Here is a 13843-nt window from a genome sequence, read left to right as displayed (position 1 = left end):
CGCGGCCCGGCGACGTCGGGCTCAGCCGCCGGTGGCCGGGGACTTCTTCGCGGACTCCGGGATGGTGGCGTCCTCCCGGATCGCCTTCCACAGGTCGTCGGACTGGGGATGCGCGGCCACCACCCGGTTCGGGTCCCGCTCGTCGTACTGGACCGGCAGCATGATCGTCTCCATCGACGCGGGGTCGACCCCGTTCATCGAGCGGGCGAACTCGGCGAGGGACTTCAGCGAGGCGAGGCTGGAGTCGGTGGTCAGCGACTCGGTGGCGGCGCTGGCGATCTTGTACGACTTGGTCGGACTGCCCAGCAGGTCCTGCTTCTTGACCTCCTTCAGCAGCGCGAAGAGGAACTGCTGCTGAAGGCCGATCCGGCCGAGGTCGCTGCCGTCCCCGATGCCGTGGCGGGTCCGGACGAAGGCGAGGGACTCGGTTCCGTCGAGCTTGTGCGTGCCGGCCGAGAGGTCCAGGCCGCTCGCACTGTCCTTGATGGGCTCGTCGACCTCGACGGTGACACCGCCTATGGCGTCGACCAGGCCCTTGAATCCGGCGAAGTTGATCTCCAGGTAGTGGTCGATCCTGACCCCGGACATCTTCTCCACGGTCTTGACCACGCAGGCGGGACCCACCTGCGAGTAGACCGAGTTGAACATGACGCGCTCGGCGGAGGCCAGGGTCGATCCGTCGCCCTTCACGCACTCGGGCCGGGTCACCAGGGTGTCGCGGGGGATCGAGATGGCGAACGCCCGGGCGCGGCCCTCGGGTATGTGCACCACCATCGCCGTGTCGGACCGTGCGCCGCTCACGCCGCCTCCGCCGCCGAGCTCCTTGTTCTCCGCCCCGGCGCGCGAGTCGGAGCCGAGCACGAGGAGGTTCTGACCGGACGTGGGCAGCTTCTCCGGCCGCTCCTTCTCGACGAGTCCGGAGTCGATGTCGACGGCCTTGATGTTGTTGTCGAGGTCGCGGTACATCCAGTACGCGGAACCGGCGCCGGCGATCAGCAGGAGCAGCAGGACGACGAGGGCGATCCTGAGACCGCGGCGGCGCTTCGGGCGCCCGCCCGTGCCGCCCGTTCCGCGGCCCTTCTTCCGGGACCCGGCCCGACGGGAGGGCCCGCCGTCCGGAGGCGTGGCGTCGTCTTCGCTCATCGGGTTCGAGTCCCTTGATCTCGCGGCTGGGGAGCCGTGGCTGGATGGACTCGGGTGGGGGGAGGAGCCGGTCCGACTTTCGTGGTGCACAGCACTATAGACAGCTCGTCGAGTGTACGTACGAAACGGAGTCGGTTCCGGGACGGTGCACGACCCCTCCGCCCGCCGGACGCCCGCGGGACACGGGAACGGGCCGTACGGGAGGGAGATCCGTACGGCCCGTCCACGGCGGCACCGGGTGTTACGCCGGCACGCTCGCCACGCCCGGTGCCAGGAACGGCTTGCCGTTCACCCGCTCGGAGACGCCGGCCCGGTCCAGGTACGGCGTGACACCGCCCAGGTGGAACGGCCAGCCCGCACCGGTGATCAGGCAGAGGTCGATGTCCTGCGCCTCGGCGACGACGCCCTCGTCGAGCATCAGGCCGATCTCCTGCGCCACCGCGTCCAGGACACGGTCACGGGTCTGCTCCTCCGTCAGGACGGTGTCGCCCTGCTTCAGGAGTGCGGCGACCTCGGGGTCCAGCTCCGGCTCGCCGGAGTCGTGGACGTAGAAGCCGCGCTTGCCGGCCTTGACGACCGCCGCGAGGTTCTCCGAGACGGTGAAGCGCTCCGGGAACGCGCGGTGCAGGGTCTCGGAGACGTGCAGCCCGATCGCCGGGCCGACCAGCTCCAGCAGGACCAGCGGAGACATCGGCAGTCCGAGCGGCTCGACGGCGCGCTCGGCGACGGCGACCGGGGTGCCCTCGTCGATGACGTTCTGGATCTCGCCCATGAAGCGGGTGAGGATGCGGTTGACGACGAACGCCGGGGCGTCCTTCACCAGGACCGCGGTCTTCTTCAGCTTCCGGGCCACGCCGAACGCCGTCGCCAGCGCAGCGTCGTCGGTCAGCTCGCCGCGCACGATCTCCAGCAGCGGGAGGATCGCGACCGGGTTGAAGAAGTGGAAGCCGACGACCCGCTCGGGGTTCTTCAGCTTCGACGCCATCTCGGTGACGGAGAGGGAGGAGGTGTTGGTGGCGAGGATCGCGTGCGCCGGGGCGACCGCCTCGACCTCGGCGAACACCTGCTGCTTGACGCCGATCTCCTCGAAGACGGCCTCGATGATGAAGTCGGCGTCGGAGAAGCCCTCCGCCTTGTCCAGGACACCGGTCACCAGGGCCTTGAGACGGTTGGCCTTGTCCTGGTTGACGCGCTTCTTGGCGAGCAGCTTGTCGATCTCGGCGTGAACGTAGCCCACACCCTTGTCGACGCGCTCCTGGTCGATGTCCGTGAGGACGACCGGTACCTCCAGGCGGCGCAGGAAGAGCAGCGCGAGCTGGCTGGCCATCAGACCGGCGCCGACGACGCCGACCTTGGTGACCGGACGGGCCAGGCTCTTGTCCGGAGCGCCGGCCGGGCGCTTGGCGCGCCGCTGCACCAGGTTGAAGGCGTAGAGACCCGAGCGCAGCTCACCGCTCATGATCAGGTCGGCCAGAGCCCGGTCCTCGGCGTCGAAGCCGGCGCCCAGGTCGCCGTCCTTGGCGGCGGCGATGATCTCCAGCGCGCGGTAGGCGGCGGGGGCCGCGCCGTGCACCTTGGAGTCCGCGACCGCCCGGCCGCGCGCGACGGCCTGGTCCCAGGCGTCACCCCGGTCGATCTCCGCACGCTCGACCACGGTCTCGCCCTTGAGGACGGACGCCGTCCACACGAGCGAGCGCTCCAGGAAGTCCGCGCCGTCGAAGAGCGCGTCGGCGATGCCGAGTTCGAAGACCTGCGCGCCCTTGAGCTGACGGTTCTGGTTCAGCGAGTTCTCGATGATCACCGAGACCGCGCGGTCGGCGCCGATCAGGTTCGGCAGCAGCGCGCACCCGCCCCAGCCGGGCACCAGACCGAGGAAGACCTCGGGCAGCGAGAAGGCCGGCAGCGCCTTGGAGACCGTGCGGTACGAGCAGTGCAGGCCGACCTCGACCCCGCCGCCCATCGCCGCGCCGTTGTAGTACGCGAAGGTCGGGACCGCGAGGCCGGAGAGGCGACGGAAGACGTCGTGGCCGCCCTTGCCGATCGCGAGCGCGTCCTCGTGACGCTTCAGCAGCTCGACGCCCTTGAGGTCGGCGCCCACCGCGAAGATGAACGGCTTGCCGGTGATGCCGACACCGACGATGGCGCCCTCGGACGCCTCCTTCTCGACCTGGTCGATCGCGGCGTCCAGGTTGGCCAGCGACTGCGGGCCGAAGGTGGTCGGCTTGGTGTGGTCCAGGCCGTTGTCCAGCGTGATGAGCGCGAACCTGCCCGCGCCCGCGGGGAGGTCGAGGTGGCGCACGTGCGCGCCGGTGACGACCTCGCCCGGGAAGAGCTCGGCCGCCCCCTTCAGAAGTTCGGTGGTGGCGCTCACGCGGAGTCTCCCTCGGCGTCGAAGTGCGGGTTCTCCCAGATGACGGTGGCGCCCATGCCGAAGCCCACGCACATCGTGGTGATGCCGTAGCGGACCTCCGGCTGCTCCTCGAACTGGCGGGCCAGCTGGGTCATCAGCCGGACGCCGGAGGAGGCCAGCGGGTGGCCGTACGCGATGGCGCCGCCGTACTGGTTGACGCGCGGATCGTCGTCGGCGATGCCGTAGTGGTCGAGCAGGGCGAGCACCTGGACGGCGAACGCCTCGTTGACCTCGAAGAGACCGATGTCGTCGATGCTCAGACCGGCCTTGGCCAGCGCCTTCTCGGTCGCCGGGATGGGGCCGTACCCCATGACCTCCGGCTCGACGCCCACGTAGGCGTACGACACGAGACGCATCCGGACCGGGAGGCCCAGCTCACGGGCGACGTCCTCGGCGGCGAGCAGCGAGGCGGTGGCGCCGTCGTTGAGGCCCGCCGCGTTGCCCGCGGTGACGCGGCCGTGCGGGCGGAACGGCGTCTTGAGCCCGGCGAGGGACTCCATCGAGGTGCCCGGGCGCATCGGCTCGTCGGCGGTGACCAGGCCCCAGCCGGTCTCGCCGGCCTCCGCGTTGGTGCGGCGCACCGAGACCGGTACCAGGTCCTGCTGGATCTTGCCGTCGGCGTACGCCTTGGCGGCCTTCTCCTGCGAACGCACCGCGTAGGCGTCCGCGCGCTCCTTGGTGATCCGCGGGTAGCGGTCGTGCAGGTTCTCGGCGGTCATGCCCATGAAGAGGGCGGACTCGTCGACCAGCTTCTCCGACACGAAACGCGGGTTCGGGTCCACACCCTCGCCCATGGGGTGGCGGCCCATGTGCTCGACACCACCGGCCACGACGACGTCGTAGGCGCCGAAGGCGATGGAGCCGGCCGTCGTGGTGACGGCGGTCAGCGCGCCCGCGCACATGCGGTCGATCGAGTAGCCGGGTACGGACTGCGGCAGACCGGCCAGGATTCCGGCGGTCCGGCCGAGGGTGAGGCCCTGGTCGCCGATCTGGGTGGTTGCGGCGATGGCGACCTCGTCGATCCTGGCGGGGTCCAGGTCCGGGTTGCGGCGCAGCAGCTCCCGGATGGCCTTCACGACGAGATCGTCGGCGCGGGTCTCGTGGTAGATGCCCTTCGGGCCCGCTTTGCCGAACGGGGTGCGGACGCCGTCGACGAAGACGACGTCCCGGATGGTACGAGGCACGATGGCTCTCCTCCAGGGTGCGGGATGGCACTGCTGCGGGGCACGCCCGGAAGCGTGCCGCCTGCCCTCATGCTACTTGCGGGTAACCAGACTGCCCACCCCCTGTGGCCGGAGCGTCGAAGGTCACACGGGCGCTGCGGCCGACGGAAGGACCGGACGGACGGTGCGGGTCCGCCGCGAGCCGCGCCCCACCCACCCCCTACCCACGTCGTACTCGCGTCCCACCGGCTCCGAACCGGAAGTGCGAGCCGTCAACCTGGCGCGATTTCGCTCCTGCCGGGGCGCCGGAATCGACGACACCCCCGGCGCTCGGCCAGGGGTGTCGGGGTCGGGGCGGGGGACGGCGGTCCGCCGGGGAGGGTCAGGAAGCCGTGCCCGAGCCCGCGTCCAGCGCGTCCCGCAGCAGCGGGGCCACCAGGCCGATCTGCCAGCGCCGAGCGCCGTACCCCGCGAGCAGGTCCTCGACCGCTCCGGGGGTGAGGCTCTTCGGCGGTTCCCAGCAGACCCGGCGCACGGTGTCCGGGGTGATGAGGTTCTCCTGCGGCAGGTGCAGCCGCTCGGCGAGGTCGGAGACGGCGGCGCGGGCGGCCGAGAGCCGGGCGGCGGCCGCCGGGTCCTTGTCCGCCCAGGCGCGCGGCGGCGGCGGGCCCGTGAGCTGCTGGCCGGGCTGCGGCAGCTCGGACTCGGGCAGCGCCTTGGCGCGGTCCACGGCCGCCTGCCACTGCTCCAGCTGGCGCCGGTTCACCCGGTGTCCGAAACCGGGCAGGGCCGCCATCGCCTGGACGTCGGCGGGCAACGCGAGGGCCGCCTCGACGATCGCTCCGTCGCCGAGCACCTTGCCGGGGGAGACGTCACGCCGCTGCGCCACCCGGTCGCGGGTCTCCCACAGCTCCCGGACGACGGCCAGCTGGCGGCGCCGGCGCACCTTGTGCATGCCGGAGGTCCGGCGCCACGGGTCCTGGCGCGGCGGGGCGGGCGGCGCCGACGCGATGGCGGCGAACTCCTCGTGGGCCCACTCCAGCTTGCCCTGGCGGTCCAGCTCCTTCTCCAGCGCGTCCCGCAGATCGATCAGCAGTTCGACGTCGAGGGCGGCGTAGCGCAGCCACGGGTCCGGGAGGGGCCGGGTGGACCAGTCCACCGCGGAGTGGCCCTTCTCCAGCGCGTACCCGAGGACGTTCTCCACCATCGCGCCGAGGCCGACCCGGGGGAACCCGGCCAGCCGTCCGGCGAGCTCGGTGTCGAAGAGGGACGTGGGGAGCATGCCTATTTCGCGCAGGCAGGGAAGGTCCTGGGTGGCCGCGTGCAGGATCCACTCGGTGCCGCTCAGGGCCTCACCGAGGCCGGACAGGTCGGGGCAGCCGACGGGGTCCACCAGGGCGCTGCCCGCGCCCTCGCGGCGCAGCTGTACGAGGTAGGCGCGCTGGCCGTAGCGGTAGCCGGAGGCGCGCTCGGCGTCGACGGCCACCGGGCCGCTGCCCGCCGCGAAGGCGGCGACCACCCGGGCGAGGGCGTCGTCGTCCGCCACCACCGGTGGAATGCCCTCGCGCGGTTCCAGCAAGGGGATCGGCGCCGGGGCGACGTCGTCCGGGGGGGCGCCCCCGGTGGTTCGCAGTGTCGTGTCTGCTGCGGTCTCTTGGGCGTCGGTCACCCGTCAAGGGTATCCGGGTATGCGCGACACCCGACGACGGAACGTTCCGTCGTCGGGTGTCGGGTGCGTAAACCGGCCGGATCGCTCCCGCGTGTCCGGGGGTGCCGGTGGGGGTGGTCGTCAGTGGATGATGCCGGTCCGCAGGGCGACGGCGACCATTCCGGCGCGGTCTCCGGTGCCGAGCTTGCGGGCGATACGGGCGAGGTGGGACTTGACCGTGAGGGCGGAGAGGCCCATCGAGACGCCGATGGCCTTGTTGGACTGGCCTTCGGCGACCAGGCGGAGCACCTCCACCTCACGGCCGGAGAGTTCGCGGTAGCCGCCCGGGTGGCTCGGGGAGCCGGGGGGCCGGCGGTGCATACGGGCGGCATTGGCGCCGATGGGGGCGACGCCGGGTCGGTTGGGGTGGCCGATGCTGGTACGGGTGCCGGTGACGACGTAGCCCTTGACGCCGCCCGCGAGGGCGTTGCGCACGGCGCCGATGTCGTCGGCGGCGGAGAGGGCGAGACCGTTCGGCCAGCCTGCGGCTCGGGTCTCGGACAGCAGGGTCAGCCCGGAACCGTCGGGCAGGTGGACGTCGGCAACGCAGATGTCGCGCGGGTTGCCGACGCGGGGGCGGGCCTCCGCGATGGACGACGCCTCGATGACGTCACGAACTCCGAGGGCCCACAGATGGCGGGTCACGGTGGAACGGACGCGCGGGTCGGCCACGACGACCATGGCCGTCGGCTTGTTCGGGCGGTAGGCGACCAGGCTTGCGGGCTGCTCTAGGAGAACGGACACCAGGCCTCCTGGGGGAGTGGCGGGACGGGCCGGCTCGGGGATGAAGCCGGGGCGAACCGTGCGTGAAGGGTCATTGACCTCTTCGGCAGCAGACCCGTCCTCCTTTAGAGGAAGATCACGATTTGGTGAGTAACAATTCGGGCAAATCGGACGCGCGATCGATTGTACGACAATGGGTCCGGCGGTCGTCCCGCCTGTCGGGGCCCGACCGGAACCCCGCCGGAAGGGGCGTCAGGAGGTCTGCGGGCCCCGCCGCTGCGGCAGCGAGACCACCGTCGCGTCCGCCGCACCGGACGGCGGCAGCCCCGCGATCTGGCAGAGCAGATCGCCCCAGGCCGTCAGGTGCCCCGCCGTGTCCGGCACCCCGCCCTGACCCTCACCGGGCGTCCAGGAGGCGCGGATCTCGATCTGGGTCGCGGGCCGGCGGCTGCCCAGCTCGCCGAAGTAGTGCGACCCCGCCCGGGTGACCGTCCCGCCCGCCGACCCGTAGGTGAGGCCGCGCGCCTCCAGGGCGCCCGTCAGCCAGGACCAGCACACCTCGGGCAGCAGCGGGTCCGCGGCCATCTCCGGCTCCAGCTCCGCCCGTACGAGCGTCACCAGGCGAAACGTTCCCTGCCAGGCGTCGTGACCGGCCGGATCGTGCAGCAGCACCAGACGGCCGTCCGCGAGGTCCTCCTCGCCGTCCACCACCGCCGCCTCCAGGGCGTAGGCGTACGGGGCGAGCCGCTGCGGGGGCTTGGTCGCCTCGATCTCCAGCTCGGGACGGAGCCGCGCCGAGCGCAGCGCGTCGACCGCCGACCGGAACCCGGGCGGAGTGGGTTTGCTCTCCGCACCGTCCTTCTGGGAAGCGTGGTCGGACTGATCGGAGAACTGTTCCTGCGCCGGAGCCATGCGGGGAAGAGTAGGCGGAACGCGGGCCGCGCGCAGGGAGAGACACCCTGGTCGGGCGGGGCTCCTTGGGGCTTCGTGCGAAGATTCTGTGCGTGAGTGCCAACGAACGCCCCCCGGGCCAGCAGACGACGACCTCCGCCCCCCACGACTCGGTGTTCCTGAAGGCGTGCCGGCGAGAACCCGTCCCGCACACCCCGGTCTGGTTCATGCGGCAGGCGGGGCGGTCGCTGCCGGAGTACCTGAAGGTCCGTGAGGGCATCGCGATGCTCGACTCCTGCATGATGCCGGAGCTGGTCACCGAGATCACCCTGCAGCCGGTGCGCCGCCACAAGGTGGACGCCGCCATCTACTTCAGCGACATCGTCGTCCCGCTCAAGGCCATCGGCATCGACCTGGACATCAAGCCCGGTGTCGGACCGGTGATCGCCGACCCGATCCGCACCCGCGCCGACCTGGCCCGGCTGCGCGATCTGACGCCCGAGGACGTCCCGTACGTCACCGAGGCCATCGGGATGCTCACCGCCGAGCTCGGCCCCACCCCGCTCATCGGCTTCGCGGGCGCGCCCTTCACGCTCGCCAGCTACCTCGTCGAGGGCGGGCCCTCCCGCAGCCACGAGCGCACCAAGGCCATGATGTACGGCGACCCGCAGCTCTGGGCCGACCTCGTGGACCGGCTCGCGGAGATCACCGGCGCCTTCCTGAGGGTCCAGATCGAGGCCGGTGCCTCGGCCGTGCAGCTCTTCGACTCCTGGGTCGGCGCGCTGGCCCCCGCCGACTACCGCCGCTCGGTGATGCCCGCCTCCGCCAAGGTCTTCGACGCCGTAGCCTCGTACGGCGTCCCGCGCATCCACTTCGGCGTGGGCACCGGCGAACTGCTCGGCCTCATGGGCGAGGCCGGCGCGGACGTCGTCGGCGTCGACTGGCGCGTCTCCCTCGACGAGGCCGCCCGCCGCGTCGGCCCCGGCAAGGCGCTCCAGGGCAACCTCGACCCGGCGGTCCTCTTCGCCCCGACCGCCACGGTCGAGGAGAAGACCCGCGAGGTGCTGGACGCCGCCGCCGGCCTGGAGGGACACATCTTCAACCTCGGCCACGGCGTCATGCCCTCGATGGACCCGGACTCCCTCACCCGTCTCGTGGAGTACGTCCACACGCGGACCGCGCGCTGACCAGCCGGGCACGGACCGCCCGGGATCCCGGCGGTCCGTGCCCGCGGGGCGCCCGTCGCTCAGGCCGACCCCGCCTCCCGTACCGCCGTGCTCGCCTTGCGGGCCGCCACCAGGACCGGGTCCCAGACCGGGGAGAACGGCGGGGCGTACCCCAGGTCGAGCGCGGTCATCTCCTCCACCGTCATCCCGGCGGTCAGCGCCACCGCCGCGATGTCCACCCGCTTCGCCGCGCCGTCGCGCCCCACGATCTGCATGCCCAGCAGCCGCCCGGTGCGGTACTCGGCGAGCATCTTCACCGTCATGGGCGCGGCGCCCGGGTAGTACCCGGCCCGGCCCGTCGACTCGATCGTCGCCGTCACATACCGCAGGCCCACCGCCCGCGCGTCCTTCTCCCGCAGTCCGGTCCGGGCGATCTCCAGGTCGCAGACCTTGCTCACCGCCGTACCGACCACGCCGGGGAAGGTCCCGTAACCACCGCCGACGTTGGCGCCGATGATCTGGCCGTGCTTGTTGGCGTGGGTGCCGAGCGCGATGTGCCGGGTGCGCTTCGCCACCAGGTCCAGCACCTCCACGCAGTCGCCGCCCGCCCAGATGTCCTCGTGCCCCACCACCCGCATCGACAGGTCCGTCAGCAGCCCGCCGTGCGGGCCGAGCGGCAGCCCGGCGGCCCGGGCCAGCGTGGTCTCCGGCTCCACCCCGATGCCGAGCACGACCACGTCCGCCGGGTAGGTCGCCGCCTCGGTCACCACGGCGCGGACCCGGCCGTCCGGCCCGGTGCGGATCTCCGTGACCGCCGCGCGGTTCACCGTCGTGATGCCCAGGCCGTCCATCGCCCGGTGCACCAGGCGCCCCATGTCCGGGTCGAGCGTCGCCATCGGCTGCTCGCCGCGGTTCAGCACGGTCACCTCGAAGCCGCGCTTCAGCATCGCCTCGGCCATCTCGACGCCGATGTACCCCGCGCCCACCACCACCGCGCGCCGGGGCCCGGGGCCGGTCCGGTCCAGCGAGTCCAGGAGGCCCTGGCCGTCGTCGAGCGTCTGCACCCCGTGCACCCCCGGGGCGTCGATGCCGGGCAGCGCCGGTCGCACCGGCCGCGCCCCGGTGCCGATCACCAGTTTGTCGTACCCGGTCCAGGACGAGGTGCCGGTCTCCCGGTCCAGCGCCCGCACCCGACGGCCCGCGACGTCGATCTCCACCACCTCGGTGCGGGTGCGCAGATCGATGCCGCGCGCCCGGTGCTCCTCGGGGGTACGGGCGACCAGGTCGTCCCGCTCCGCCACGTCGCCGCCCACCCAGTAGGGAATGCCGCAGGCGGAGTACGAGGAGAAGTGGCCGCGCTCGAAGGCCACGATGCTCAGCTCGTCCGGCCCCTTCAGCCTGCGGGCCTGCGACGCGGCGGACATGCCCGCCGCGTCGCCCCCGATGACCACCAGTCGCTCCGTCATGCCAGGTCCCTTCGCCGCAGTGTGACCACCACGCTAAGGGCTGATCCGCGATCCCCGGCGGGGTGTCAGGGACGGGGTGGGCCTCCGGCCCGTCGGAGAGGGACCCGGGCGGCCCGGGGCGGCGACGGAGGGGCGCCGCGCGAGGTTCCCGGCGTGCCGCCCTCCCTCATCCGCCGCTCGACCGCAGGAAGCCTTCCTCCCGTACGAACTCGCCCAGCCAGGAGCGGAAACCGGGACCGAGGTCCTCGCGCTCGCAGGCCAGCCGGACGACGGCGCGCAGGTAGTCGCCGCGATCCCCGGTGTCGTAGCGGCGGCCGCGGAAGACCACCGCGTGCACGGGACCGCCGAGAGACGGATCGAGGGCGAGCCGGCGCAGGGCGTCGGTCAGCTGGATCTCCCCGCCGCGGCCGGGCACCGTCTCGCGCAGGACCCCGAAGATCTCCGGGGCGAGGACGTACCGCCCGATGACCGCGAGGTTGCTGGGCGCGGTGCCCGGCTCGGGCTTCTCCACGAGGTCGGTGACGGCCAGTACGCCCTCGCCCGCCCCGTCGCCCGCGGGCGCCACGGCGGCGCAGCCGTACAGGTGGGTCCGGTTGTCCTCGACCTCCATGAGCGCCACGACGCTGCCCCCGTACTGCTCCTGGACCTCCAGCATCCGGTCGAGCAGCGCGTCGCGTTCGTCGATGAGGTCGTCGCCGAGCAGCACCGCGAACGGAGCGTCGCCGACGTGCGGCTCGGCGCAGAGGACGGCGTGGCCCAGGCCGAGCGGGTTGCCCTGCCGCACGTAGTGGACGTCGGCCAGTTCGCTGGACTCACGGACCTGACGCAACCTCTCCGCGTCGCCCTTCAGTTCGAGCAGATGCTCCAGCTCGTAGGCGCGGTCGAAGTGGTCCTCCAGGGCCCGCTTGTTGCGGCCGGTGACCATGAGCACGTCGTCGAGTCCGCTGCGCACGGCCTCCGCCACCACGTACTCGATGGCGGGCCGGTCCACGACCGGGAGCATCTCCTTGGGGGTCGCTTTGGTCGCGGGGAGGAATCGGGTGCCGAGCCCCGCGGCCGGGATGACGGCTTTACGGGTGCGGGGGTGGTGCGAAGGCATAGAGGTGTACTCCACGGCGAGCGGCGGTCATGACGGTACGACAGGAAAGGCCCCGGACAGTGCCGGCCGGGCGCCCGGTCAGTCGGGGCTGACGGTGAAGGAGAGCTCGTTGCCGGGCGTGAAGAAGACCCTTCCGGAGACCGGGCCCTGCGTCGGGTGGTGCCACCGCTGGGTGGGGTAGACGTCGATCCGCTTGCGCTCGAGGATGTCGTCGAAGAAGCGCGCCAGCCGGATGCGCGGCAGTCCGGGTTCCCGCTCCAGCCACAGGTCCCAGTCGTCGTGCCCGCCCGACGACGCGGCCACCACCCCGGCGAACGGCAGGTGCGCCTCGAAGGTGCCGTCGTGTCCCACGGAGGCGTGGCCCGACACGGTGGAGGCGACGCTGCCCCGGCGGGGTGCGGCCGACAGCCGCAGCCCGGAGAGGTTGGCCTCCCGGGGCACGATCAGGCTGCCGCGCACGAGCCAGCCGTCCTGTCCCACCACCACGGAGTGCACCTCGGCGTGCTCCGCGCGATGACGCACGAAGAGGGACAGGTGGCCGTCCGCGGCGCGGTAGGGCACCGGCCAGTACGCCGGGCCCTCCGGCGGGATCCGGCGGACCAGCAGACCACCGGTGTGGACGCCCTCGACCGCGAGCGCCTGGCGACGGCCGTCGGGCAGCTCCAGGTCGATGTCGTAACGGCCCTCGGTGAGGATCGGCGGTTCGGCGGGCACCGCGTACACCGCGTGCGTGACGCCCGTCGCCTCGTCCACCGACGTTCCGAGAGCGGCCAGCCTGACCAGGGGCGCGTCGGCCCTGCGCAGGGTGACGCAGAGCGCGGGGAGTTCGGTGCCGGGCTGCGCCACGGTGCGGACCTCGATCGAACCGTCGCCGCCCACCAGCACCTGGGCCGGGACACCCGCATGGACCACGGGGGGGAGTACGGCGGCGCTCCCGTCGGGTACCGAGGCCGCCACCTCGCGCAGGAAGGCGGTGCAGAGGAAGGCGATGCGCTCCGCGCTGTAGAGCGGGGCCGAGGCGTAGGCGCCCTGGGAGAGCTTCTCCCGCTCGGCCGGCTGGGTGATGAGGTAGTGCATCGCCTGGGCCATGGCGTCCTCGTCGCCGACCGGAACGAGGATGCCGTTCTGGCCGGGGGTGACGATCTCACCGGGGCCGAACGGAGCGTCGGCCGCGAGGACCGGGAGCCCGTGGTGCATGGCCTCCACCAGCGTCAGGCCGAAGGACTCGCGGCGGGCCGCGCTCACCGCGAACGCGGCCTTGTCCCACTCCGCGGTCAGGTCGGGCACGGCGCCCATGAGGCGGACGGCGTCGCTCAGCCCGTGCGCGTGCACCAGCTCCTGCAGCCGCCCGTGCTCGGGCCCGCGGCCGAAGATGCGCAGCCGCCACTGCGGGTGGTGGGGGGCGACCTTGGCGAACGCGTTGATCAGCGTGTCGAACCCCTTGCGCGGTACGAGCTGTCCCGCGGCGGCGATCAGCGGCAGACCCCGCACCGGGGCGTGCCGGGCCGGCGGCGGCACGATGTTGCCGATGGCGGCGAGCGGCGGTGCCTGCTCGCCGAGCCGGTGCCGGTAGGTGTCGGCGTCGGCCTGGGTGAGGCAGACGACGCCGTCCATCTCGCGGTACAGCTCCAGAGTGCGTGCGCGCAGCTCCTCGGAGGGGACCATCGAGCCCTCGTGGTCGATGACCACCCGCCCGTAGCCGTGCCTGCCGTGGGCGACGAAGTACGCGGCGAACGTCGGCCGGGCGGCGATCACGACGTCGGCGCCGCACGTACCGAGGTGGCCGAGGACCTTGTCGTCCACCTCCCGGCTGTAGCGGTCGGCCCAGTCGTCCTCGCGCGGCATGATCCGTGACCGCTCGCCCTCCTTCGGCTTCTGCGCCCCGTCGCGCTGGTCGACCAGGTAGCGCACGGAGACGTCGGCCGAGGGCGCGAAGGACGGCCGGTCCGCCGTCCGGAAGATGGAGACGATCTCCACCTGGTGCTGGGCCGCCAGAGCGGTGGCCAGACTGCTGGTCGCCCGGGGCACCCCGCCGAAATTGTCGATGCTGTGGAGGAGAAAGGAGATCCGCACA

10 protein-coding genes are annotated in these 13843 nt (G+C 72.5%); 1 reads left to right on the top strand and 9 read right to left on the bottom strand.

Going from position 1 to position 13843, the window contains the following annotated elements:
• Positions 1-21: 21 nt before the first annotated feature.
• The 6 genes from PZB77_RS05485 to PZB77_RS05460 all read right to left on the bottom strand — a co-directional run bounded on the left by PZB77_RS05485 (position 22) and on the right by PZB77_RS05460 (position 8059).
• Positions 22-1143, bottom strand: a complete 1122-nt coding sequence (locus PZB77_RS05485) for an LCP family protein (protein ID WP_275491409.1) — start codon at positions 1141-1143, stop codon at positions 22-24.
• Between the two features lie 241 nt (positions 1144-1384).
• Entirely contained in the window at positions 1385-3514 is a 2130-nt protein-coding gene (locus tag PZB77_RS05480; RefSeq protein WP_275491407.1) for a 3-hydroxyacyl-CoA dehydrogenase NAD-binding domain-containing protein, read from the bottom strand.
• On the bottom strand, positions 3511-4737 hold the full coding sequence (locus PZB77_RS05475) for an acetyl-CoA C-acyltransferase (RefSeq protein ID WP_275491406.1): 1227 nt from the start codon (positions 4735-4737) through the stop codon (positions 3511-3513). The genes PZB77_RS05480 and PZB77_RS05475 overlap by 4 nt, the downstream gene beginning before the upstream one ends.
• A gap of 361 nt (positions 4738-5098) precedes the next feature.
• Complete coding sequence (locus PZB77_RS05470) at positions 5099-6385, bottom strand: ribonuclease D (protein ID WP_275491405.1); 1287 nt, start codon at positions 6383-6385, stop codon at positions 5099-5101.
• Positions 6386-6505: 120 nt separating this feature from the next.
• Positions 6506-7168 (bottom strand): response regulator transcription factor, encoded by a 663-nt coding sequence (locus tag PZB77_RS05465; protein ID WP_275491404.1) that lies wholly within the window; start codon positions 7166-7168, stop codon positions 6506-6508.
• Between the two features lie 231 nt (positions 7169-7399).
• Entirely contained in the window at positions 7400-8059 is a 660-nt protein-coding gene (locus PZB77_RS05460) for a DUF3000 domain-containing protein (protein WP_275491403.1), read from the bottom strand.
• Between the two features lie 92 nt (positions 8060-8151).
• On the opposite strand from PZB77_RS05460, the gene hemE reads away from it, so the two are divergent.
• Positions 8152-9225 (top strand): uroporphyrinogen decarboxylase, encoded by a 1074-nt coding sequence (hemE, locus tag PZB77_RS05455; RefSeq protein ID WP_275491402.1) that lies wholly within the window; start codon positions 8152-8154, stop codon positions 9223-9225.
• 59 nt (positions 9226-9284) lie between these two features.
• Here the strand turns inward: hemE and PZB77_RS05450 are convergent, their stop codons facing one another.
• The 3 genes from PZB77_RS05450 to PZB77_RS05440 form a co-directional block, all read right to left on the bottom strand.
• Entirely contained in the window at positions 9285-10670 is a 1386-nt protein-coding gene (locus PZB77_RS05450; protein WP_275491401.1) for an FAD-dependent oxidoreductase, read from the bottom strand.
• Between the two features lie 166 nt (positions 10671-10836).
• On the bottom strand, positions 10837-11769 hold the full coding sequence (galU, locus tag PZB77_RS05445) for a UTP--glucose-1-phosphate uridylyltransferase GalU (protein WP_275491400.1): 933 nt from the start codon (positions 11767-11769) through the stop codon (positions 10837-10839).
• A gap of 78 nt (positions 11770-11847) precedes the next feature.
• A complete protein-coding gene (locus tag PZB77_RS05440) occupies positions 11848-13842 on the bottom strand; it encodes a glycosyltransferase (protein WP_275491399.1) in 1995 nt (664 codons plus the stop codon).
• Position 13843 lies beyond the last annotated feature (1 nt).

It is taken from the genome of Streptomyces sp. AM 2-1-1 (assembly GCF_029167645.1).
GTDB lineage: Bacteria > Actinomycetota > Actinomycetes > Streptomycetales > Streptomycetaceae > Streptomyces.
Note: the sequence above shows the minus strand (reverse complement) of the source record. Positions and strands in the feature narration are given on the sequence as shown.